Source organism: Pseudomonas sp. OTU750018 (assembly GCF_011636575.1).
GTDB lineage: Bacteria > Pseudomonadota > Gammaproteobacteria > Pseudomonadales > Pseudomonadaceae > Aquipseudomonas > Aquipseudomonas peli.
The window spans coordinates 704,527-726,352 of record NZ_JAAPAU010000002.1 but is presented as its reverse complement, the minus strand read 5'-3'; the positions used below and the strand labels follow the sequence as shown (position 1 = coordinate 726,352).

At 61.7% G+C, this 21,826-nt stretch carries 19 protein-coding genes; 10 read left to right on the top strand and 9 right to left on the bottom strand.

The window, feature by feature from the left end; translation table 11 throughout:
* Positions 1-648 precede the first annotated feature (648 nt).
* The 5 genes from pqqF to nahK all read left to right on the top strand — a co-directional run bounded on the left by pqqF (position 649) and on the right by nahK (position 9,043).
* Complete coding sequence (pqqF, locus tag HCI85_RS12230; RefSeq protein ID WP_342636235.1) at positions 649-3,123, top strand: pyrroloquinoline quinone biosynthesis protein PqqF; 2,475 nt, start codon at positions 649-651, stop codon at positions 3,121-3,123.
* A gap of 338 nt (positions 3,124-3,461) precedes the next feature.
* A complete protein-coding gene (locus HCI85_RS12225) occupies positions 3,462-4,646 on the top strand; it encodes a porin (RefSeq protein ID WP_167144907.1) in 1,185 nt (394 codons plus the stop codon).
* Between the two features lie 174 nt (positions 4,647-4,820).
* On the top strand, positions 4,821-5,213 hold the full coding sequence (locus HCI85_RS12220; RefSeq protein WP_167144906.1) for a hypothetical protein: 393 nt from the start codon (positions 4,821-4,823) through the stop codon (positions 5,211-5,213).
* Between the two features lie 94 nt (positions 5,214-5,307).
* Positions 5,308-6,462: a nitric oxide-sensing protein NosP gene (gene nosP / locus HCI85_RS12215; RefSeq protein ID WP_167144905.1), complete on the top strand. Its 1,155-nt coding sequence runs from the start codon at positions 5,308-5,310 to the stop codon at positions 6,460-6,462.
* Entirely contained in the window at positions 6,401-9,043 is a 2,643-nt protein-coding gene (gene nahK / locus HCI85_RS12210) for a hybrid sensor histidine kinase/response regulator NahK/ErcS' (protein ID WP_167144904.1), read from the top strand. The genes nosP and nahK overlap by 62 nt, the downstream gene beginning before the upstream one ends.
* 69 nt (positions 9,044-9,112) lie before the next feature.
* Here the strand turns inward: nahK and HCI85_RS12205 are convergent, their stop codons facing one another.
* The 7 genes from HCI85_RS12205 to HCI85_RS12175 all read right to left on the bottom strand — a co-directional run bounded on the left by HCI85_RS12205 (position 9,113) and on the right by HCI85_RS12175 (position 14,924).
* The gene (locus HCI85_RS12205; protein WP_090252780.1) at positions 9,113-9,667 is read right to left on the bottom strand and encodes a cysteine hydrolase family protein; all 555 of its coding nucleotides are present in this window, start codon (positions 9,665-9,667) and stop codon (positions 9,113-9,115) included.
* Positions 9,668-9,759: 92 nt separating this feature from the next.
* Positions 9,760-10,425 (bottom strand): response regulator, encoded by a 666-nt coding sequence (locus HCI85_RS12200; RefSeq protein WP_090252782.1) that lies wholly within the window; start codon positions 10,423-10,425, stop codon positions 9,760-9,762.
* 55 nt (positions 10,426-10,480) lie between these two features.
* A complete protein-coding gene (locus HCI85_RS12195) occupies positions 10,481-11,026 on the bottom strand; it encodes a PQQ-dependent catabolism-associated CXXCW motif protein (protein ID WP_090252785.1) in 546 nt (181 codons plus the stop codon).
* Positions 11,027-11,146: 120 nt separating this feature from the next.
* Complete coding sequence (locus tag HCI85_RS12190; protein WP_090252788.1) at positions 11,147-11,938, bottom strand: ABC transporter permease; 792 nt, start codon at positions 11,936-11,938, stop codon at positions 11,147-11,149.
* Positions 11,935-12,669 (bottom strand): ABC transporter ATP-binding protein, encoded by a 735-nt coding sequence (locus HCI85_RS12185; protein WP_090252790.1) that lies wholly within the window; start codon positions 12,667-12,669, stop codon positions 11,935-11,937. The genes HCI85_RS12190 and HCI85_RS12185 overlap by 4 nt, the downstream gene beginning before the upstream one ends.
* Positions 12,666-13,631: a YVTN family beta-propeller repeat protein gene (locus HCI85_RS12180; RefSeq protein ID WP_167144903.1), complete on the bottom strand. Its 966-nt coding sequence runs from the start codon at positions 13,629-13,631 to the stop codon at positions 12,666-12,668. Before HCI85_RS12180 ends, HCI85_RS12185 begins: the two co-directional genes overlap by 4 nt.
* Before the next feature lie 99 nt (positions 13,632-13,730).
* On the bottom strand, positions 13,731-14,924 hold the full coding sequence (locus HCI85_RS12175) for an ABC transporter substrate-binding protein (protein WP_167144902.1): 1,194 nt from the start codon (positions 14,922-14,924) through the stop codon (positions 13,731-13,733).
* A 156-nt stretch (positions 14,925-15,080) separates the two neighbouring features.
* On the opposite strand from HCI85_RS12175, the gene HCI85_RS12170 reads away from it, so the two are divergent.
* The 3 genes from HCI85_RS12170 to HCI85_RS12160 are packed head-to-tail and all read left to right on the top strand — an operon-like array spanning position 15,081 to position 17,423.
* On the top strand, positions 15,081-15,518 hold the full coding sequence (locus HCI85_RS12170; RefSeq protein ID WP_090252799.1) for a copper-binding protein: 438 nt from the start codon (positions 15,081-15,083) through the stop codon (positions 15,516-15,518).
* Position 15,519: 1 nt separating this feature from the next.
* Positions 15,520-16,776 carry a HAMP domain-containing sensor histidine kinase gene (locus HCI85_RS12165; RefSeq protein ID WP_090252801.1) on the top strand — a complete coding sequence of 419 codons (1,257 nt, stop codon included), beginning with the start codon at positions 15,520-15,522 and terminating at the stop codon, positions 16,774-16,776.
* Positions 16,773-17,423: a response regulator transcription factor gene (locus HCI85_RS12160; RefSeq protein ID WP_090252804.1), complete on the top strand. Its 651-nt coding sequence runs from the start codon at positions 16,773-16,775 to the stop codon at positions 17,421-17,423. Before HCI85_RS12165 ends, HCI85_RS12160 begins: the two co-directional genes overlap by 4 nt.
* Before the next feature lie 145 nt (positions 17,424-17,568).
* On the opposite strand, the gene HCI85_RS12155 is transcribed toward HCI85_RS12160, so the two are convergent.
* Complete coding sequence (locus HCI85_RS12155) at positions 17,569-18,216, bottom strand: pentapeptide repeat-containing protein (protein ID WP_090252807.1); 648 nt, start codon at positions 18,214-18,216, stop codon at positions 17,569-17,571.
* Positions 18,217-18,323: 107 nt separating this feature from the next.
* Complete coding sequence (exaA, locus tag HCI85_RS12150) at positions 18,324-20,195, bottom strand: quinoprotein ethanol dehydrogenase (protein ID WP_167144901.1); 1,872 nt, start codon at positions 20,193-20,195, stop codon at positions 18,324-18,326.
* A gap of 309 nt (positions 20,196-20,504) precedes the next feature.
* Here exaA and pedF point away from each other — a divergent pair, with 309 nt between their 5' ends.
* Both pedF and HCI85_RS12140 read left to right on the top strand, forming a co-directional pair.
* On the top strand, positions 20,505-20,924 hold the full coding sequence (pedF, locus tag HCI85_RS12145; RefSeq protein ID WP_090254087.1) for a cytochrome c-550 PedF: 420 nt from the start codon (positions 20,505-20,507) through the stop codon (positions 20,922-20,924).
* Between the two features lie 5 nt (positions 20,925-20,929).
* Positions 20,930-21,826 (top strand): substrate-binding periplasmic protein, encoded by an 897-nt coding sequence (locus tag HCI85_RS12140; RefSeq protein ID WP_090252812.1) that lies wholly within the window; start codon positions 20,930-20,932, stop codon positions 21,824-21,826.

The following is a 21,826-nucleotide window of genomic DNA, read 5'->3' as shown; positions in this document are numbered from 1 at the left end:
GCGGTTATGGTCATTGACGAACGTCAGGACATCGCACCGTGACTTTAAGGCCGGAGATGAAATTGGCGTGTGATGCATGCTGAGCGCAAACAATACTGCCGCATGGTTGGCAAAATGACTCTGCCAAGGTGGTGATCACGCCTATAAGTTCCGGAAGTGAACGAATTGAGGTGCTGGTGCCACCAGCTAGGGTTGATGTCCGCACATGGGTCATCATTACGAGTTAATATTTCCACGATACAGTGGGTTTTGACAAGCGAAAAAATGGCCCGATTGCGTGCTTGCTCAAATCCTTGATGCTAGATGCAGAAAAAGTTCACTTATGTGAACTTTATTCAGGGAAGGATGAGGACTGGTCATTAAAAAGCGTTCAAGTGGATAAAAAGTTCACTTTTGTGAACTTAAACCAGCAGTGAGCAAATGGCTGAAGCTTTGGGACACCGTTCTGGCGCATGGAAGGTTCACATTTGTGAACTTATTCCTGTGCTCAGCGTTTTGTTAACTGAGCGCGCAGTGATCGATTGAGCTGGTTTACAGGGGCGAATAGCTGCAATCGGCCTGTATTGATTAGTTCCAAAGAACTATTGTGCCTCAGCTTGATGTGGTCAATGCTGGTTCTTAAACCTACGTCCTACGGCTTTGCCCGTTATGTCCGATGTAATCGATTGTTACTCCCTCCAGAATATGAGCCCCGTTTGTTTGCGCCTAGATAACGGGTTATCAGTCAGGTTGTTCAGCCTTCCTTGGCTAAACCAATCGGCTCTGTGTTTGCAGGTACATGCCGGCAGCCATGATGAGCCGCTGGAATATCCGGGGTTGGCGCATTTTTTGGAGCACCTGCTGTTTCTTGGCAGCGCCGGATTTACCGCTGAGCAACGCCTGATGCCCTTTGTGCAGGCGTGCGGCGGCCAGGTGAATGCCACCACGCAGGCGCATTACACCGAGTATTTCTGTGAGGTACCGACCTTTTATCTGGAAGAGGCGCTGGTGCGGCTGTTGGACATGCTGGCTCGGCCGCTGCTGGAAGAGGCCGAGCAACTGCGCGAGCGAGAAGTAGTGCATGCCGAATTCATTGCCCGTAGCCAGGATGTCGACACCTTGCTTGGCGCTGCGTTGGGGCAAGCCCTGGCCGAAGGGCATCGTTGCGCTGTGTTTCAGGCGGGTAATCGCGACACGTTGCCGGTTACTGATGCAGCGTTCCAGCAGGCGCTACGGGCTTTTCATCAGGCGTTCTACCACGCTGGCAATTGTCAGTTAAGCATCGTGGCGCCGTTGTCACTGGCGGATCTCACGGCTCTGTCGCAACGCCATGGGGCGCTGCTGCCCGAGGCGCAGGCAGTCGTTCGCAGTCGGCTGGCGCCACTGTTACCGCTGCGCACTGAACGGCTGCGATTGAACCTGCCGAGTGCAGCCGCCACTCTGCATCTGGGGTTTGCCCTGGAGTTGCCTGAAGCGCGTGCGGACAGCGCACTTGATTGGCTGCTCGGCTGGCTATTGGATGAAGCGCCGGCAGGCTTGAATGCCGGCTTGCGTGAGAGTGGATTGGGCGAAGTGGCGCGTGCCCAGGTGTTGTACTGCCATGCGGGACAAGCCTTGTTGCTGTTGAGTATGCGCGGTGGTGTTGCCCCGAATGAGGCGGTGGCATTGCTGCTTGATTGGCTGGCCTTTGTCAGTGCGCAGGCCGATCCTCTGGCGTGGCATGAGGCGTATCAGCAGACTCGCCAGTTGCGCCTGTGTGGCATGACACCACTGGCGTTGGCCCGTGACTGGCAAGCTCCCGCATCTGATGATGGCGGGGCGATTTGCCAGCTGTTGCAGCAGTTGCAAGAGCCGCAGCGCCGTTGTGTGCTGCTGGCGGATGAGCGCGAGCTGCCAACCTGGCCTGGTACGGGTTTCCCCTTGAAGATGCGTGCCGAGCCGGCGCTGCCGCTGCCAGTGCTGCGTGGTCGTTGGCAGTTGCCGGCACGCAACCCCTTGCTGGCAGCGGTCGAGTTGCCGACGGTGAAGCTTGCCGTGCCTGCGGCATGGCGCTGGCTAGCGACGCCGGTTGATTACAGGGTGCCGGCGGCGGCCATGGCGGTGTGGCAGGCGCGTTGCTGTTTTGCTGAGCCATTGGGTGCGAGCGTATTGCTCAACCTGGCGCACACCGCTTTGCGGGCCGTGACCCAGCATCTGCATAACGTCGGTATCAGCCTGAGTCTGGAGGCAGAGGCCGCCAGCCTGAGTGTGCGTGTGCAAGGCAGTGCCAGGTTGATTCCCGCGGCGGTTGGTCTTTTGATGCCGGCGTTGTTGCAGCCTGCGCTGGCGCAGTGGTCGGCGCTTGCGGAGGCTGAGGCGCCGAGTATGCCGATACGCCAGTTGTTGGCGGCGTCTGCCGAGCTGATGCAAGGTCAAGCACAAGCGCTTGCGGGCGAGGTGGCTATTACGTTGCAACAGCGTTATCGCCCGATGCGCATCGAAGCCCTCGGGGTAGGGCTGGATCGCCCGGATCAGTTACGGATTGAGCGCCTGTTCAGCACCTCAGCGCTCTGGCCGTCTGCGCTCGTTGCCCCGTTGCAATCTGGCTTGTATTGGCGAACACGGACCGCGCCCGGGGACAGCGCGCTGCTGCTGTTCTGCCCGCAAGTGGATGAGTCGCCCGCTACCGAGGCCTGCTGGCGGCTGTTGGCGCATCTGCACCAGGGCGCGTTCTACCAGCGTCTGCGCAGTGAGTTGCAGCTGGGGTATGCGGTGTTCTGCAGTTACCGGCAGGTCCAGGGGCGACGCGGGTTGCTGTTCGGTGTGCAATCACCGGGGTGCAAGGCTGGAGAAATTCTGCAGCACATTCAGGCTTTTCTGCAGGCGCGCAGTGCCTGGCTGGCTGGGCTGGATCAGGCTGCATTGGCTGCGTCGATTACTGCACTGCGTGGCCAGTGGCAGGTGCAGGCGCGCAGCTGTGACGGGCTGGCCGAGCAAGCCTGGCTGGCGCACCTGGCCGGTCTTGCAGATGCACATGGCGAGGCCGTGCAACAGGCGTTGCAGTCGCTCAGCCTGGAGGCCGTGCAGCAGGCTCAGCAGGCGCTGCTTGAGGCTTCTGCGGGCTGGTACGTGCTGAGCAACGAGCCCGCGCCCGCTCACATCTAAGGGCTGCTTCTCGCCACGTTCCTTCTCTACGTTTGCGCGCCTCTCGGGTTCAGCCCGTTTGCGGACGGGTTCGTTCGCGTCCATGTATTTCTCACCCGTACCCATGCCGCCATTGTTCATCTGAGCAGGGCTTAGTCCGTCTACGACCTTGGGTGGGTATCCTTGCGGGCAGGGTCTTTGGGAGCGGCGGTCGTACACCGTTCCGACAGCTCCTCCAGGACGCGCCAAAGCAGCAGGCAATCAAGGCCATGGCAGCGTATGGCCGCTATCAGGGCTTTTCGATAATCGCCTCCGACCCGACTGACCGTTGCCGGTCGTCCCATCCAGCGGAGAGTGTTATGAACAACAACAAGATCGCCAGCACCCGATTTCTGCCTCTGACCCTGGCTGCTGCCGTCGCCATGGCGACAGCACAACATGCAGCTGCCGAGATCGTCCTGTATGACCAGGACGAAACCACCTTTTCCACCGATGGCTATATCAACGCCTTCTATGTGAGCAGCGATGTCGACCGTGAGGGCGATCAGTTTGACCGCCGCCAATCGCGGGTGAAGATGGGCTTTCTGCCCAACTGGATCGGCTTCAACTTTGGCAAGCAGATTGATGGTCTGAAACTCGGCGGGCGTTCGTCGTTCTGGGTCACCATCAACGACAGCGAAACCAACGGCACTGATACCGCCATCGACGTGCGTCAGTTCTACGGCACCGTTTCCAGCCCGGAGTGGGGCGAGGTGCTGGTGGGTAAGGACTTCGGCCTGTTCTCGCGCTCGAACATCTTCCTGGACGAACTGCTGGCCGGTTATGGCAACGTCAGCGACACCCTGGGCCTGGTGGATGGCAACGGCGTATCGTTCGGCAACATCGGCACCGGCTACCCGTATCCGTTCCCGACGTCGCAGATCACCTACCGCAACAACAACCTGGCAGAAGGCCTGCGCGTGGCCGTGGGCATCATGGACCCAGTGGACACCAACGATGACAGCGCCGTGGGCAAGTCCTACCAGGAAGAGCCGCGCTTCGAGTCCGAGGTCAGCTACCAGTTCGATGTGGGCGACGCGACCATCTACTCCTGGCTCAACGGCGCTTACCAAACCTCCGATAACACCGATAAGGCCGTCGACAGCGTGACCTCGCAAGGCCTGGGTTACGGCGTGCAGGCGAAGATGGCCGGCTTCTCGGTCACTGCGTCGGGCTTCCAGGCTGAAGGGATCAACCCGTTCTTCACCAACAACGCCGGTGAAGCCACGCTGCGCGAGATCGACAGCGAAGGCTACCTGCTGCAGGGCTCCTACACCTTCGGCAAAAACCGCGTGGCGCTGTCCTATGGCAAAACCGAGGATGACGGCAACGGCCTGGGTACGGCCGCCGACTACGAGACTCGCGGCATTGCCTACTTCCGCACCATCAACGACAACCTCAAGCTGGTGGCCGAGTACAACCAGTACGAGATCGATGCCGCCGAGGGCAGCGGTCTGGGTGAGGACACCAACACCTTCGCGGTGGGTGCCGTTCTCAGCTGGTAAGCATGCAGCACAGGCCGGGCAAACCTTGCCCGGCTTTTACCTGGAGGTTGCCATGCCCCTGGATGCCCTGCTGATTCTGCTGCCCTGCAGCAGCGTACTGCTCGCATTGCCACTCGTGCTGATGCGTTGCCTGTAACCCCACCTGACACCAAGGAAGACACCAAGGAAGACACCATGCTCGGTTTATGGAGTGCACATGCCCAGCAATACCTGCTGTGGCTGACTCTGGCCACCACCCTGGTCTTTGCATTACCGATTTTCTGCATCCCGCTGGTCTGGGCCCGTCTGATGGGCTGGTCGCTGCCCAGCCACACCCACCTGGCGGTGTATTTCGGGCGCTGCCTGGGGGCTTTTATCCTGATTGTCGAAGCGTTGATGTTGCGCGCCGCATTGACTGGCGAGGCGATTCACACGACTTTCGAGGTGCTCGCCGCCGTGGCTGTGATGATGATCATCGTCCATATCTACGGGGCTCTACGGCGTATTCAGCCGCTCAGTGAAACCCTGGAGATCGGCTTCTACAGCGGCCTGCTGGTGCTGACACTGTTGTTCTGGCCCGCTACTTAGGAACTAGTCCTGCGCTACTCAAGTGGCATGTGGGGCGGTGGGGCGGCTTCGTAGAATAACCCCAGTAATAACCGTGTTTCTCATGGGGGCCGCGATGCCGCATACGCTTACCGAAGGTGTGGTGACCGCCACCGCCAACGCCACGGATGTCGAGCTGGTGGCGCAGGAACTGGCCCGTCAGCTGATCCACCCGCACCTTGGCTTCGTACTGTTCTTCTGCTCGGCGGAATACGACCTGCAGAGCCTGGGCGAAGCCCTGGATCAATACTTCGGCGGGATCAACCTGGTGGGCTGCACCAGTGCGGGGGAGATCACTGCTCAGGGCTATGACCGTGGCTGCGTCAGCGCCATCGGCTTTGATCACCGCAGTTTTTCGATTGCCAGCGCGCTGATCGACGAGATGGAGCGCTTCAGCCTGATCGATGCGCAACAGCTGGTTGAGCGCCTGGTCAGTGATTGCCGCAACAATGAACTGGCCACCATCAAGGGTCACAGTTTCGCCCTGACGCTGCTCGACGGCCTGTCCAGCCGCGAGGAAGTGGTGCTCGGCGCGCTGAGCGCGGCCTTCGGCAGCATTCCGCACTTCGGCGGCTCGGCCGGCGACGACAACCACCTGACCCACACCCACGTCTACTACAACGGCGAGTTCCACACAGGGGCCGCGGTGGTGGTGCTGTTCAATACCTGGCTGGATTTCGAGGTGTTCAGCACCCATCACATCCTGCCGCGCGACGAGAAGCTGGTAGTAACCCGTGCCGACAGCACCAGCCGGCGGGTCTATGAGCTCAATGCCGCACCGGCGGCGCTGGAGTATGCCGAGCTGATCGGCGTGCCGCTGGAGGCCCTCGACCATCGCCTGTTTGCCGCTCACCCGCTGGCCGTGCGTATTGGTGGCCAGTACTACGTACGCTCCATCCAGCGGGTCAACGATGACCTCAGCTTGACCTTCTACTGCGCGGTGGAGAACGGCATCGTGCTCACCGCCATGCAGCCCGGACCATTGCTGCCGGACCTGCAAGGGGTGTTCGACGGCCTGCGTGAGCGGCTTGGGCCGTTGCTGCTGACGATAGGCTGCGACTGCTTTCTGCGTCGTCTGGAAATCGAAGGGCGCGACGGGGTCGAGCCGGTGTCGGCCTTTCTGCGCAGCCAGAACGTGATCGGCTTCAACACCTACGGAGAGCAGTTCAATGGCATGCACATCAACCAGACCTTTACCGGAGTCGCCATTGGCCGTCCCGGTCGCGGCTGATGTGGCCGAGCTGCAAGCCCGTTGCCTGGAACTGGAGCGGCAGAATGGCAAACTCCGGCAGATCAACAGCGCACTGATCGAGCGGGTCGAATCGGTGCATTCACGCGGTGACGATGCCTACGCCGCGTTCCAGCATTCGGTGGTGCTGGCCGAGCAGGTGCGTGAGCGCACCGATGCCCTCAACCAGGCCATGGCCGAGCTGAAATCCAGCAACCAGTTGCTCAGCGACGCGCGCCTGCGGGCAGAGACGGCTCACCAGCACCTGATCGATGCCATCGAAAGTATTTCCGATGCCTTCGTGCTGTTTGATCGCGAGCAGCGCATCGTGCTGTTCAACAGCCGCTTCAAGTCGTTCTGGGCCGGCAGCCGGGCGCGGATCACCCCCGGCACGCGCCTGACCGAGATCAAGCGCCTGAGCAAGAGCACTGGCCTGGTGGTCGAGGAGCAGCGCGGCAATCGCGACGACAACATGCTCTACCGCCTGCAGGACGGCCGCTGGGTGCAGGTCAGCGAACGGCCGACTCGCGAGGGCGGGCTGGTGATCCTCTACACCGACATCACCGAGGTCAAACTCAACGAAACCATGCGCCGCGAGCAAGCCCTGGCGCAGAAGTCGCGGTTATTGCAACGGGCCATGGACAACCTGTCCCAAGGCATGGCCATGGTCAATGCCGAGGGCCAGCTGGAGTTGTGGAACCACCGTTTTCTCGACCTCTGCGGCCTGGCGCCAATCAGTGCCCATCGGCCGTTTGCCGAGGTAATGGCCGAGAGCGAGCTGGAACTGCTGACGCCGGCCAGTCGCGATGCCAACGGTCGGCTGATTGCGGAGCTGGAGTTGTGCCTGTTCGATGGGCGCATGCTGGAGGTGCGCACCCATCCGCTGCCCACCGGCGGCTTCGTCAACACCTTCACCGACATCACCGAGCGCCACCGCCATGCCAAGGCACTGAGCGAAAGCGAGCGCTGGATTCGCCTGATCACCGACCATGTGCCAGCGCTGATTGCTTACCTCACGGCGGATCTGGTCTACCAGTTCACCAACAAGGTTTACGAGGAATGGTACTGCTGGCCCCGTGATGCGATGCTCGGGCAAAGCCTGCGGGTGGTGCACAGCGAAGAGCATTGCCGGCGGCTGGAGCCGTTTATCGAACGGGCGCTGTCTGGCGAAAGCGTGACCTTTGAATTTGCCGAAACCAATCACCATGGTCAGGAGCGCTACATGCTGCGTTCCTATGTGCCCAACCGTCAGGCCAGCGGTGAGGTGGTCGGTATCTTCGTGCTGATCCGCGACATCACCGAACGCCGGCGTACTGCCGAAGCCCTGCATCAGGCCTACCAGCACCTGGAACAGCGGGTGCGTGAACGCACTGCCGAACTGACCGATCTGAACACCCAGCTGCGCCGCGAGATCGATGAGCGCACGCAAATGGAAGCCCGCCTGCGTGAGGCCAAAGGCGAGGCGGAGCAGGCCAACCTGTCGAAGACCAAGTTTCTTGCTGCCGTCAGCCACGACCTGTTGCAGCCGCTCAATGCGGCGCGGCTGTTTACCAGTGCACTGCTGGAAAAACGCGACCTCGCCGACAGCGCCGCCCTGGTGCGCAATGTCAGCAACTCGCTGGAAGATGTGGAAAGCCTGCTTGGCACCCTGGTGGATATTTCCAAACTCGATGCCGGGGTGATCAAGCCGGATATCGCTCCGTTCGCGGTTGGCGAACTGTTGGAAAACCTGGCCGCCGAATACCACCAGATCGCCGGCAGCGAAGGCCTGCGCCTGGACTTCATCCCCAGCTCGGCGCTGGTGCGCAGCGATATTCAGTTGCTCGCGCGGATTCTGCGCAACCTGCTCAGCAATGCCATCCGTTACACCTCCAGCGGGCGCATCTTGCTGGGTTGCCGGCGGCGCCGGCAAAGCCTGTCGATCGAGGTGTGGGACACCGGTATCGGCATCGCCGATGACAAACTCGGCGAGATCTTCCAGGAGTTCAAACGCGGTGATGTCAGCCACCGCAAGCAGGACCGTGGCCTGGGGCTGGGCCTGGCGATTGTCGAGAAGATCGCCCGCATGCTCGGCCACCGCATTCGCGTGACCTCGCGCCAGGGTAAGGGTTCGATGTTCGCCATCGAAGTGCCGTTGACCAGCCTCGCGCCGCGTGCCCGTGCCGTGCAGGAAGCGCCCAACCCGCTGGTGGAGCGGCTTAGCGGTTCGCGCATCTGGGTGCTGGATAACGATGCCGCCATCTGTGCCGGTATGCGCACGCTGCTGGAAGCCTGGGGCTGTCAGGTGGTGACGGCCTTGTCCGAAGAGGACCTGGCACGCCAGGTCGACAACTTCCATGCCGATGCCGACCTGCTGATCGCCGACTACCACCTCGATGACGACCACAACGGTGTTGATGCCGTGGCGCAGATCAACGCCCGTCGCAGCTCACCCTTGCCCGCGTTGATGATCACCGCCAACTACAGCAACGAACTCAAACAACAGATGCGTGAGCTGGGCCATACCCTGATGCACAAGCCGGTGCGACCGATGAAACTGAAGACGGCGATGAGTCATTTGCTGGATCGCGGCGCGGCTGGCTAGGGTTGGTTGCCGTTTCGTTCGTGGATGCACCGGCCGGAAAAGCAGGCCGGTGCATATCGCATCTGATGGTTACGCCAGATCACCGAGCAGGGCGTCGGTGGTGTCCACCTTGGCATAAGCGAACGCCAGTGCGGCCATATAGGCGGCGTGTACCTGGCTGGCCGGCACGCTCACCCCGTTGAACTCCAGGGCCAGGGTGGCGCAGGCGTCATGCGCGACCGCACAGCTGTAACCGAAGTCATGTGCGGCGCGGGTTACGGCGTCGATGCACATGTGGCTCATGGCCCCGCAGATAAGCACCTGACTGGCTCCGGCCTGGTCGAGCACCTGTTTGAGCTCGGTATCACGAAAGCTGTTGATCTGCTGCTTGATCAGCACGGCCTCGCCCGGTTGCTCCTGCACCAGTGGGTAGACCTCGGCACCCTTGGAGCCTGGGGCGAAGAAGGGCGCATCGCTGCTGGCGAATACATGGCGCACGTGCACCACCGGCAAGCCCTTGGCGCGAAACGCGGTGAGCAGGCGTGCGGCATTGGCGGCGGCCGCTTCGCTGCCTTCGAGCTGCCATTTGCCACCTTGGAAATAGTCATTCTGCAGGTCGACGATGATCAGTGCTGTTTTAGACATGCGCTAAGCCTTGTAGTGAGAGCGTGAGGTGAGTAGTAGCTGGCGACTCGACGCCCTCCGTGGGCGTTGCCGCATATGGCTGTGGGTGCGGTTCAGCGGCGCAGATAAGCGGCGAAGTCGATATCCCCGGCCGAGAGAATGGCCTGTACCCGGTTGTGCACATTGAGCTTGCGCAGGATGGCCGAGACGTGGGCCTTCACCGTGGTTTCGGCGATGTCCAGGCTGTAGGCGATCTGTTTGTTGGACTCGCCCTTGGTCATGCGTTCGAGTACCAGCAGCTGTTTGCGGGTCAGTGCCTGCAGCAGTTCCGGCGGGAAGCTGTGGTGGTCGGCGTGGCTGCGCTGCGAGCCGCTCTTCTGCGTGCGGATGATGTCCGGCGGCAGGTAGACGTTGCCGTTGAGAATCTGCTGGATGGCATCGGTCATCTGCGCCCGTGGCGAGGACTTGGTGATAAAACCGACCGCGCCGTAGGTAATCGCCTGCAGGACGATCTGTTTGTCCTGCTCGGCCGAGACGATCACCACTGGAATGGTCGGCGCCTCGTTGCGCAGGTTAATCAGCCCGCCCAGGCCGTGCATGCCAGGCATGTTCAGGTCGAGCAGGATCAGGTCGAGGTCGTCATGTTCCTGGGTCATTACCAGGGCGCTGTCGAGATCGGCAGTTTCCATGATGTTGCTGCCGGGGAAGCCGTCACTGATGACGTTGTGGATGGCTTCGCGAAACAGCGGGTGGTCATCGGCAATCAGAATTTTGTACATGGCCTTATCACCTCGTTGTTTTGATTATGGTGGGGTTGCAGCCGTAACGCATGGTTTAACGCAGCAAGGGCAGTGGTTGTGCGGGTATCAGGGGCAGGCCGGCCTGTTGCCAGGCGTCGATGCCGTCACGGTACCAGTACAGGTTGGTGTAACCCAGATGATGGGCGCGTTTTACCGCATTCCAGCCCAGCCAGCAGTCGGAGCGGCAGTAGAACACCAGCGGCCAGGCGCGATTGCCCTGGCTGGCCTGGGCCAGGCTGCGCTGGAAGTAATTCTGCCACTGCGGACTCAGCTCACCGTCGCCGGTATTGGCCAGCCACAGGCTGTTAGGCAGGTTGGCGTGCACTTCATCCTCGATGAACTGGCCGTGCAGCCATTGCTGGCGATAAACGTCGATCAGCCGAGTGCCAGGCTGTTCACGCAGCAACTGCTGCAGAGCAACGGTGTCCAGGGTGCGTGCGTGTTCGTGGGTCAGCGGTGTGGGGCTGCGGTAATGGCTGAGGCGGTAGCCATCGGCAGAAAACAACGGGGTATCGGCCAGTACGGCGCTGGTCGGTAGCAGGCTGGCAAGCAATATCAGGGCCTTTGGCCAGTGTTTCATCGCCTTTGTTCTCGATTCTTTTTATGGATCTATTACAGGGCAATGCCGATGCTTTGGGAATTCTACGTTGGAGATGAAAACCAGTACCAAAGTAGTAGATATGCGTGGTGCCTGATATGCCTAGCTGCCTTTGCGCAGGGCTGCATGTTGCGGGTTGAAGGTCAGCACCGCGAGCGCTGCGAACAGCAGGGTTAGGCCCAGACATACGGCCAACGCCAGGGGGCTGAAGCGCAGGTAGAGGGCAAAGCGCACCAGTTCCACGGCATGGGTGAAGGGGTTGAGGGCGCACAGCCAGTACAGCCACTCGCTGGCCTCGCGCATCTTCCACAACGGATAGAGCGCTGATGAGAGGAAAAACAGCGGGAAGATGACGAAATTCATCACCCCGGCGAAGTTCTCCAACTGGCGGATGCCATTGGACAGCAGCAGGCCGAGGGCGCTGAGCAGCAGAGCCACCAGCAGCAACGCCGGCAGCGCAGCGAGCAGGCCCCAGACGGGCGGTTGCACGCCGTAGAACCAGGCAATGGCGAGAAAGGCGTACACCTGCAGCAGTGAGATCAGGGCAATCGCCAGCAGTTTGCTGGCAAGTAGAAAGGCCCGTGGCAGTGGGCTGGTCAGCAGCACACGCATGCTGCCCATTTCGCGGTCGTAGACCATCGACAGAGAACCCTGCATGCCGTTGAACAGCAGGATCATACAGGCCAGCCCCGGCACGATATAGGTTTCGTAGGTGATGTAGGTGTCGTAGGGCGCGATGATGGCGATGCCCAGCGCCGCGCGAAAGCCAGCGGCGAACACCAGCAGCCACAGCAATGGCCGCACCAGAGCGCTGAAGAAGCGGCTGCGCTGCAGCACGAAACGCAGCCATTCGCGTTGCACGATGCCTTGCAGGCAATACCAGTAGGCATTCATCGACCAACCTCCATCGGTTGTGGTGCTGGCGCAGTGAGTCGGTTGAAGCTGGCGGCCAGATCATCACCCAGTTCGCCGGCTGGGCCCTGGGCGACCAGGCGGCTGCGGTTGAGAACCAGCAGGTCGTCGCCCGTCGCTATTTCATCGAGCAGGTGGGTGGTCCACAGCACCGCCAGTTGCTGTTCGCTGCACAGCGTGCGCACATGCTGGTTCAGCGCCAGACGGCTGGCCGGGTCGAGGCCGACGCTGGCTTCATCAAGCAGCAGCAGGCGTGGCCGATGCAGCAGGGCGCGGGCTATCTCGACGCGACGGCGGTGGCCACCATTCAGCGCGCGGATCTTCTCGTGGCGGCGTTCGCCGAGTTGCTGGCGGGCCAGTTCCTCGTCGATGCGCGCGCCGGCTTCGCGTTTGCCCAGACCATGCAGCGCGGCGTGGTAGGCGAGGTTCTGCTGCACCGACAGGTCCAGGTCCAGGGTGCTCTGCTGGAACACCACACCCAGTTGGCGCAATGCCTGGCGCGGCTCGCAGCGCAGGCTGTGGCCGAAGATGTGGATGTCGCCGTGTTGCAGGTCATAAAGCCGGGTGAGCAGGGCGATCAGCGTCGACTTGCCCGCACCGTTAGGCCCCAGCAGTGCGCTGAAGCTGCCCGCCGCTACATTGAAGCCGACCTCCTGTAACGCCTGGCGTGGGCCGTAGGCGAAGCTCACGCCCTGTACCTGGAGTGCACTCATGGCGTGACAACCACGCCCCAAGGGTAGCGGCCGACCTTGATCGACTTGGTCACCTTGAGGCTGTCGACATCGATCACCGACACATCACCGCTGACCCCGTTGGTGGTCAGCAGGCGTTTTTGATCTGGAGTGAACGCCATATGCCAGACACGGCGGCCGACCAGCAGGTAATCGAGCACCTCATAGGTTTTGGCATCGACCACGGCCACATGGTTGGCCGGGCCGAGGGCGACAAAGGCGTACTTGCCATCGTCGCTCAGCTTGACCCCGACCGGCTGGACCTTGTCCGGGTGCACGCCCTTGATCTGGAAGTTCAGCACCTTCTCGATCTGCCGGCTGGCCACATCGATCACGCTGACTGTGCCGCCGATCTCGGCTGAAGCCCACAGGCGTTTGCCGGTCTTGTCGAATTCGACATGGCGGGGGCGTTGATCGACCAGGGTGTTGTCCACCAACTGCTGGGTGCTGGTATCGATCCAGTGCAGCATGTTGGTGGTTTCGCTGGTGTTGACCGCCCATTTGCCATCGGGGCTGACAGCCATGCCTTCCGGCTCGACGCCGACGTCGATCTGCGCCAGCACTTCGTCGCTCTGGGTGTCGACCACGGTCACCAGTGCATCGTCCTCGTTGGAGATGTACAGCCAGCGGTCGTTGGGGTGCAGGGCGAACTGCTCGGGGTCGGCGCCCGAGGGTAGTTCCTTGATTATGGTGCGGGTGGCCAGGTCCATCACCTGTACCCGGTCCGAGTCGCTGGCGCAGATGTACAGCAGCTTGTTGTCGGAAGACAGCAGCAGGCCGCGCGGCCGCATGCCTACTTCAAGGGTGGCGGTGACCTCAAGGCTGTCCAGATCAATCACGCTGATGCTGTCGTCTTTCTCGTTGGACACATAGGCGGTGGCCGCCAGGGCGGTGTGGCTGGTCAGGCCAAGGGCAATGGCGCAGGCAAGGTGAGTCAGGCGCATGGGGTTGATCCTCTTGTTGTTTTGGGCTGCAAGTTGTGTGGGTGGTGCGCGCGGCGCACCCTACGGTTCTACGCGCGGTAGGGTGCACCGCGCGCACCATCAATTACTGTTGCCTGCCAGATCGCAGCTCACTTCCGGCCGGTCATAGCCGAGGCTGTCCATTTCGTTGTTGGGGTGCAGAAAACCATCCTGTGGCGAGGTGCTGACCAGCGCGCGTGGCTGTACCAACGGGATTGGTTGGCGCAGTTCGCCGTTCCACGGGCGGAAGCTCAGCTTGCGACCCTTGAAACCATCGAGCGGCAGCTGCTCGCTCAAGGCCAGGGTGCGGATTGCCTGGGCGTCGTTCTGGCGCAGTTTGGTCACCGCGGCGGCAATGCTGCGCACGGCCATCCAGGCGGCGAAATCGCGGTCGTTCATCCAGCGCTGGGCGTGGGCCTCGAAGCGTTTCTGCAACTGCGCGGCACCGAAGGTTTCCACGGTCTTGTGCCAGGCAGTCGGGATCAGGCCCTGGGTGCCGGCCACCGGGCGCGGGTACCAGGTGTTGTAGGGCAGGTACTCGCCGAAGTCGCCACGCTCGTCGGCCACCAGCACCACGTCGTATTCCGCCGTCTGGGTGAACAGCGGCATTTCCGCCTGGGCGCTGCGGCGCTGGTCGTTGTCGAAGCTCCATGGCTTCTCGGCGACGATCTTGTGGCCGAAGCGTTTGGCGGCGCGCTTGAGCGCGGCGGCGTAGGCGATATCGTCCTCGGTGCTGCCGGTCACCAGCAGCCAGCGCGTCCATTTGCGCACGGCGAGAAACTGCGCCAAGGCATCGGCGAGCATGGTGCGGCTGGGCAGGGTGTGCAGCACATTGTTCAGGCACTGGCTGTGGCGCAGGCTGTCGTCGGCGCTGCCGGCATTGAGCAGCAGGCTGTCGGGCAGCGCCTGGCTGAGTTGGCGCAGGGTTGCTGTCGGCGCATTGACCACGAACAGGCGCAGGCCCTGTGCGTGCAGTTCACGGGCTGCAGCCAGCAGGCTGTCGTTGTCGCCTCGTTCGGCTACGTCGAGCTGGTAACTGTGCTTGAGAAAACGCCCAGTGCTGTTGCTGTCGATAATCGCCAGCTCGGCCCCGCGCAGGCCGGTATCGGCCGGCTCGGGGATGACGTTGGACAGCACCGGGCCGGTTGCCGGGGTGTAACCCAGGTAAGCGATACGCACCTGCAAGGTGTCGGTTGTCGGGCTGGCCAGGCAGGGCGTTGCCAGGCTGCACAACGCGGCGGCGCAGAGCATGAGGGGGTGGCTGATCCGACGCATGGGCAACTCCTGGATAGGTGTTGCCAGCATAGGAACAGCCCGGTATTCGGGAAATATGCCCAAAGTACCAGTACGCCAGTACCAAGGTAGTAAGTCGGCGGGTGCGTCAGCGTTTTAGGATGATCCCATCCCATAAAACAAGAACAGGTACCCTCCATGAGCACGCTCAAAACACTCGCCCTGGCGCTGATTCTGCTGAGCAGCCTGATCGGTTTTGACAACATTTATGCGGCCGGCGACCTGACCCGTCGCACCGAGAAACTGCCGGATCTGCTGCTGGGCAGCGAAGCCAGCGATTACAGCCTGTCGCAAAGCGAATACCAGCTGGAAACTGGCAAGGCCTACCAACTGAAGATCATCGCCAGCGGGCTGAAGGAGTACGCTTTCCAGGCTCCGGAATTCGCCACCTCGATCTACCTGCGCAAGGTTGAAGCCGGTGGCGTGGAGATCAAGGCCATCACCCTTACCGAACTGGAGTTTGAGGAAGCCGGCGAGGCGGAGATCTTCTTCGTACCGATCAAGCCCGGCACGTTCCGTTTCTATGCCAAGGGCCTGGAAGGCAAGGGCATGCTCGGTCATTTCGTGGTCAAGTAACGTGTCCGTTCTATGGCGCATCTACCTGCTGGTGACGCTGTTTTTTGCACTGGTCACGGTGCTGGGCCTGGCGTTGCTGCTGCGCCAGGCCCGCGAGGATGTACAGCGTGAGGTGCAGGCTGCCGAGGCGGTGGTCGAGTACCTGTACGAAGCGGCTCAGCGTGACCCGGCCAGCCTGCACAGCGGGCTGACCGGCAACCTGCGGCATGTGCGGGTGCAGTGGCTACCAGCACCTGCCGCCGTGCCACAGTTGTCGCTTGAACAATGGCTGGGGCAGCGTCTGTTCCCGCAGCAACACCGCCCGCGTGTGGTGCAACTGGCCGATGGCCGACAGTTGCAGATTGCCGTCGATCCGGCGGATGAAATCGATGAAGTCTGGGATTCGCTTCTGCAACTGCTGTTGCTCTGCCTGCTGGCGCTGTTGATCAGCCTGGTGGCGATTCGCTGGGCCGTGCACCGTGGCCTGCGCGTGCTGGATGAGTTGCTATGCGGTCTGCAACAGGTGACTCAGGGCCAGTTCGATGCGCGTCTGCCGGCTCACAGCCTGCCAGAGGCACGGCAACTGGCCGGGCATTTCAATGCCATGGCCACCACCCTGCAACAGGTGCAGGCCGACAATACCGAACTGACTCAAGCGCTGATGGCGTTGCAAGAGCGCGAGCGCACCCGTCTTGGGCAGACCCTGCATGACGACCTCGGCCAGTACCTCAGCGGTATCCGTGCCCAGGCCTGCCTGCTGCAAGCGGTGGCCGCTCAGCCCGAGCAGGTGCGCCTGACCGCCCAGCATCTGGACAACCACTGCCAGCGCTTGCAGGACGGTTTTCGCGCCTTGATCCGTGATCTCTACCCGGTGGTACTGGAGCGCCTTGAACTGGACGAGGCGCTGCAACTGCTCGCTGATAACTGGCAGGCCGCACAGCGCGTGCAGTGCCAGGTTTCGCTCAGCCGCCGGCTGCCAAGTTTGCCACTGCCGACCAAGGCGCATCTGTACCGGCTGGTGCAGGAGGCCCTGACCAACGTCGCCAGGCACGCCCAGGCCAGCGAAGTGCGCGTGCGCCTGCATTATCAGGGGCAGCGTTTGCGTCTGTTTATTCGTGACAATGGTTGTGGTGCGCAACTGCCGCAGCGTCCCGGCATCGGCCTGCGCTCGATCCACGAGCGGGCGCGCAGCCTGGGTGCCGTACTGCGCGTACACAGCCGTCCTCAAGCGGGGTGGGCACTGTGCCTGACCCTGATAGTGCCGGAGCCCGAGCTATGAAGATTCTGCTGGTCGATGATCACGCGGTGGTCCGTCAGGGCTATGCCAGCCTGCTGCGGGCCTTGTTACCAGAGGTGCAGGTGCGCGAGGCCTGCGATGGCGAACAGGCCCTGCAGATGGTGCAGGAGGAAATCCCCAATCTGGTCATCATGGATATCGGCCTGCCCGGGATCAGCGGTCTGGAAACCACCCGGCGGCTGCGTCAGCGTTTGCCGCAACTGCGGGTGCTGTTCTTCAGCATGCACGATGAGCTGCCCCTGGTTCGTCAGGCCCTGGAGGCCGGTGCACTGGGTTATCTGACCAAAACGTCCTCACCCGAGGTGCTGGTTGAAGCGGTTAAACGTACCCTGGCCGGACATGCCTATATCGAGCAGGGGCTGGCCACGCATCTGGCTTGCAATCCACTTGGCGAGGGCAGCAGTGATCCGCGCCTGCGCGGCATGACCCAGCGCGAGTTCGAGATATTCGTGATGCTGGCCAAAGGCATGCCCAGCCGGCAGATTGCCGAGCGGCTGTGCATCAGCGGTAAGACCGTGTCCAACTACCTGACCTTGCTCAAGAGCAAGTTGCAGGTCAGCTCCCAGGCCGAGCTGGTGCATCTGGCCATCGATACCGGGGTCATCCGCCTGGGCCTGGAAAGCGCCTGAGCCGTTTTTCTAGATAAAAGAATAGGTAGCCCGGCTGAACTCCTCGGAGTGCAGCCGGGCTACGGCTTTGTGCTGTGTAGAGGTTCGCGGGCATGGCCCGCTCCTACAGAGGAAGGGGGGGTGTAGGAGGGGCGTTAGCGTGAGGTTATTCCCAGCCATCGGGGCAGGCGGTGCAGCCTTCCATATTGGCGCCCTGGAAGTTGCCGTAGTGGGTGCGCGTGCCGCTTAGGTCGGCGTCGGCGAGGTTGGAGCCTGAGAGTTTGACCTCTTGCAGGTTGGCGTCCTTGAGGTTGGCGCCCTTGAGGTCAGCCTTGCTTAGCCAGGTCATTTCCAGATTGGCCGCTTGCAGGTTGGCATTGTGCAGTTTGGCGGCAGACAGGCGGGCGAATTCCAGGTTGGCAGCGCGCATATCGGCTGCGTTGAATTTTGCCGCCTGGGCATACATGGCCCAGCCGTTGATGGCTACCAGGGTGCTGTTGCTGAAGTCGGCCAGGCGCAGCTGACTTTGTTGCAGGCTGGCACGGGTCAGGTCGGCACCTTGCAGTTGTGCTTTTTCCAGGTTGGCCAGATCCAGGCGGCTATGGCGTAAATCGGCACCACGCAGGTCGGCACCTTCCAGGTTCATACGGCGCATGTCCTGGTTGCTCAGGTTGGCACCTTGCAGGTTGGCTTTGGGGCATTGGCTGTCGGCTTCGATGCGGCAGCCGTTGACGGTGAGCACCTCATCGGCATTGACCAGTTCGGTACCCAGCACCAGCAGTACGATGGGCAGAAGCAGAGGCAGGTAATTCATGGCGAGTCCTCGGGTAGGGTGCGCCGTGCGCACCACGGGGCAACGCAGGTGGTTGCTTGGAAGCGCGTGCGCATGACGCACCCTGGGGTGCGTCATGCGAGTTGCGATCAGCGTTGTGTGGTCTTGTTATCCCAGCTTGGCAGCTTGAATACCCAGAACGAGCCGCCTTGCGCGACCGGTTTGGTCAGCTCGGCCATGTCGCCGCCCCACAGCGGTACTGCTCCGCCGTAACCGGTGGTTACGCCGATGTACTGCTCGCCATCCTGTTCCCAGGTGATGGGCGGGGAGATGATTCCGGTGCCGGTCTGGAACTTCCACAGCTCCTTGCCGTTCTTCGCGTCGAAGGCCTTGAAGTAGCCGTCGCCAGTGCCGGTGAACACCAGATTGCCCTTGGTGGCCAGTACGCCGGCCCACAGTGGCAGTTTTTCCTTGTGCTCCCAGACGACCTTGCCGGTGGTCGGGTTCATTGCCCGCAGGATGCCGACGTGGTCTTCGAACAGGCGTTTGATGCGGAAGCCCATGCCCAGGTAAGCGGAGCCCGCCTTGTAGTTGGCTTCCTCGGCCCAGTAGTCCTCTTTCCAGTGGTTGGCCGGCACGTAGAACAGGCCGGTGTCCTGGCTGTAGGCCATCGGGTTCCAGTTTTTGCCACCGAGGAAAGGCGGCGACACTTCTACCGATTTGCCTTTGGCTTCACCCGGCTCCGGTTTTGGTGGGCGTTGACCTTCGTTTTCCACCGGGCGACCGGTTTTCAGGTCGATATGGCTGGCCCAGGTGATCTTGTCGACGAAGGGGAAGGCGTTTTGCAGCTTGCCGTTGGCGCGGTCGACTACATAGAAGAAACCGTTGCGGTCGGCGTGGGCGGTAGCCTTGACGGTTTTACCGGCCTTATCCTTGTAGTCGAACAGCACCAGTTCGTTGTTGCCGGAGAAGTCCCAGGCATCGTTCGGGGTGTGCTGGTAGAACCACTTCACTTCACCGGTGGTCGGGTCTACGCCAACCTGGCCAGAGGTGTAGAGGCTGTCGTAGTCCTTCGGATTGCCACCTTCGCTGGTGCGTGCCCAGCCGTTCCACGGGGCCGGGTTGCCGGCACCGATGATGATGGTGTTGGTTTCCGCGTCGAAGCTGGCGCTCTGCCACGGTGCACCACCGCCCTGACTCCAGGCCGCTTTCTTGCCGGTCGGGTGGTTGGGATCATCCGGCCAGCTCGGTGCTTTCACGTCGCCAGTCGGGGTGCTGTCTTTGCCGTTCAGGCGGCCCATGTGGCCTTCGACGAACGGACGCATCCAGACTTCTTCACCGGTGTCCGGGTCGCGGGCAAACAGCTTGCCGACTACGCCGAATTCGTCACCGGAGCTGCCGTGGATCAGCAGGGTCTTGCCGCTCTTCTGGTCTTTCACCAGGGTTGGCGCGCCGGTCATGGTGTAGCCAACGGCGTGGTCACCGAACTTCTTGTTCCACACCACTTTGCCGGTGTCTTTGTTCAGCGCGACGACGCGGGCGTCGAGGGTGCCGAAGTAGATCTTGTCGCCGTAGATGGCAGCGCCGCGGTTGACCACGTCACAGCACGGACGAATGTTGTCCGGCAGGCGGTGGTTGTAGGTCCACAGGCGTTTGCCGGTTTTCGCGTCGAGGGCGAATACCCGCGAGTAGGAGCCGGTCACGTAGATCACGCCGTCATGGACGATGGCCTGGGACTCCTGGCCGCGCTGCTTTTCGTCACCGAAGGAGAAGGACCAGGCGGGCGTCAGTTTGAACACGTTCTGGTCGTTGACCTGGGCCAGCGGGCTCCAGCGTTGGGCGTTGGTGCCCATGCCGTACTGCAGCACGTTGTTGGTGGTGGTGTGGTCGTTGGCGATGTCGTCCCAGGTGACATTCTTGGCCAGGGCGCTGCCACTCAAGGCCAGGCCACCGGCCAGCAGCAGGCTGTGGACGGCAAGTGCCACGGGGCGCGGCATGCTGGGTAACGATCTTGTTGTCATGGTTGTGGTTTCCCATCGTGGTGGTGAAGGTTGCAGGTCCTGTGCTGTTGGCGACCTGGCGAGCCGATAGTGGAACCACGGGGATTGCGCCGAAACGGAAAAACTCCCGCCTGCGCCGGGAAGAATGCCCAAACTGGACATGACTTAGCCTTGCTGCCAAAGCCACCTGTCATGGGGTCGCAAGCCCTACTACCAAGGGACTAGTCGCGGGCCACCAAAGCAGCATTCGGCGGGCGCGGCGCTGTTTCTAAGATGCTCGCAAGCAAGCTCCGTACGAGCTGTGTGCGTGCATTCGATGAGGCCTTGAACATGACAATTAAAAAGAACACCGGTTTTGCTCTGCTGCTGTTGGCCTTCTCGGCCAACCTCTGGGCGCATGGTGATGTGGTGCCCCAGGCGGTGAAGACCGACGGTCTGGAGCCGCTGGGCGAAGAATGGCGTGATGAGAACCCCTACCGGGGCAACCCGCGCGCCATCGAAATTGGCTCTTCGGCCTACAACCAGAACTGCGCGGCGTGCCATGGCCTGGAAGCCAAATCCGGTGGCATTGCCCCGGACCTGCGCCTGCTCGAAGCCGGCATCAGCGGCGATGAGTGGTTCAAGGAGCGGGTGATCAATGGCGCCGTGCGTGATGGTCGGGTGTATATGCCGAAAATGGCCGACTACCTCAGCCAGGAAGCGCTGTGGGCCGTGCGCAGTTACCTGGAGAGCGTGGCCATCGAGGAGTAATCGGCATGGCTCGGCGACTGGTGTGGCTGGGGCTGTGGTGTTCTGCACTGCTGGCGGTCTGTACGCCGCTGCAGGCGCAGGTGCGCAGCTATGACTCGATTGTCGAGTCCGGTGTGCTCAAGGTGGCGCTGTATCAGGATTTCGCGCCTTACAGCTTTCAGCAGGACGGGAAATCCCGTGGCGTCGACTATGAGGTCGCCGAGGCTTTGGCCGCAGGTCTGGGGCTCAGGCTTGAAGTGATCTGGGCACCGCCGGGCGAGAAGCTCGATGATGACCTGCGTGATTACATCTGGCGCGGGCATTACCTGCGTCCGCACGAACTGGCCGATGTGATGCTGCGCGTTCCTTATGACCGCGAGTTTTCCTACAAGAGCAACGAGTTCGGCGAGCTGGTCAACGAACTGGTGGTGATGTTCGGCCCGTATCAGCGTGAGCGCTGGCAGGTGGCATTCGACCGCCGCCGGCTGGACGCGGTGCCCAGTGTGGCGGTGTTTCAGCGCCACCCCATTGGTGTCGAGGTGGAAAGCGTGCCGTCCTTTTATCTGTCATCGGTGAAAGACGGCATGCTCAGCCAGCAGACCCATCACTACAGCAATGTTCAGCAAGCGTTCGCGGCGATGAAAGCCGGTGAAGTGGATGCGGTGATGGCGCTGCGCGGCGAGGTCGACTGGCAGCTCAAACTGGCGGCTGACGAGCAACTGGCGCTGGCCGAGAACGCTTACCCGGACATGGGCAAGCAGGTCTGGGACATCGGCATGGCGGTGCATGAAAGCAATCGGCAATTGGCCTATGCCCTGGAAGAAAAGCTCGAAGAGCTGATTCTCGCCGGGGAGCTCAAGCGTATCTATGGCCACTACGGTCTGCGTTATGAGTTGCCGGGGTTGTACCAGGAGGTTGAGTAG

Excerpts from the sequence above, each read along its gene's own strand:
- pqqF (WP_342636235.1), top strand. The coding sequence starts at position 649 with ATGTCCGATGTAATCGATTGTTACTCCCTCCAGAATATGAGCCCCGTT.
- HCI85_RS12225 (WP_167144907.1), top strand. The coding sequence starts at position 3,462 with ATGAACAACAACAAGATCGCCAGCACCCGATTTCTGCCTCTGACCCTG.
- HCI85_RS12220 (WP_167144906.1), top strand. The coding sequence starts at position 4,821 with ATGCTCGGTTTATGGAGTGCACATGCCCAGCAATACCTGCTGTGGCTG.
- nosP (WP_167144905.1), top strand. The coding sequence starts at position 5,308 with ATGCCGCATACGCTTACCGAAGGTGTGGTGACCGCCACCGCCAACGCC.
- nahK (WP_167144904.1), top strand. The coding sequence starts at position 6,401 with ATGGCATGCACATCAACCAGACCTTTACCGGAGTCGCCATTGGCCGTC.
- HCI85_RS12205 (WP_090252780.1), bottom strand. The coding sequence starts at position 9,667 with ATGTCTAAAACAGCACTGATCATCGTCGACCTGCAGAATGACTATTTC.
- HCI85_RS12200 (WP_090252782.1), bottom strand. The coding sequence starts at position 10,425 with ATGTACAAAATTCTGATTGCCGATGACCACCCGCTGTTTCGCGAAGCC.
- HCI85_RS12195 (WP_090252785.1), bottom strand. The coding sequence starts at position 11,026 with ATGAAACACTGGCCAAAGGCCCTGATATTGCTTGCCAGCCTGCTACCG.
- HCI85_RS12190 (WP_090252788.1), bottom strand. The coding sequence starts at position 11,938 with ATGAATGCCTACTGGTATTGCCTGCAAGGCATCGTGCAACGCGAATGG.
- HCI85_RS12185 (WP_090252790.1), bottom strand. The coding sequence starts at position 12,669 with ATGAGTGCACTCCAGGTACAGGGCGTGAGCTTCGCCTACGGCCCACGC.
- HCI85_RS12180 (WP_167144903.1), bottom strand. The coding sequence starts at position 13,631 with ATGCGCCTGACTCACCTTGCCTGCGCCATTGCCCTTGGCCTGACCAGC.
- HCI85_RS12175 (WP_167144902.1), bottom strand. The coding sequence starts at position 14,924 with ATGCGTCGGATCAGCCACCCCCTCATGCTCTGCGCCGCCGCGTTGTGC.
- HCI85_RS12170 (WP_090252799.1), top strand. The coding sequence starts at position 15,081 with ATGAGCACGCTCAAAACACTCGCCCTGGCGCTGATTCTGCTGAGCAGC.
- HCI85_RS12160 (WP_090252804.1), top strand. The coding sequence starts at position 16,773 with ATGAAGATTCTGCTGGTCGATGATCACGCGGTGGTCCGTCAGGGCTAT.
- HCI85_RS12155 (WP_090252807.1), bottom strand. The coding sequence starts at position 18,216 with ATGAATTACCTGCCTCTGCTTCTGCCCATCGTACTGCTGGTGCTGGGT.
- exaA (WP_167144901.1), bottom strand. The coding sequence starts at position 20,195 with ATGACAACAAGATCGTTACCCAGCATGCCGCGCCCCGTGGCACTTGCC.
- pedF (WP_090254087.1), top strand. The coding sequence starts at position 20,505 with ATGACAATTAAAAAGAACACCGGTTTTGCTCTGCTGCTGTTGGCCTTC.
- HCI85_RS12140 (WP_090252812.1), top strand. The coding sequence starts at position 20,930 with ATGGCTCGGCGACTGGTGTGGCTGGGGCTGTGGTGTTCTGCACTGCTG.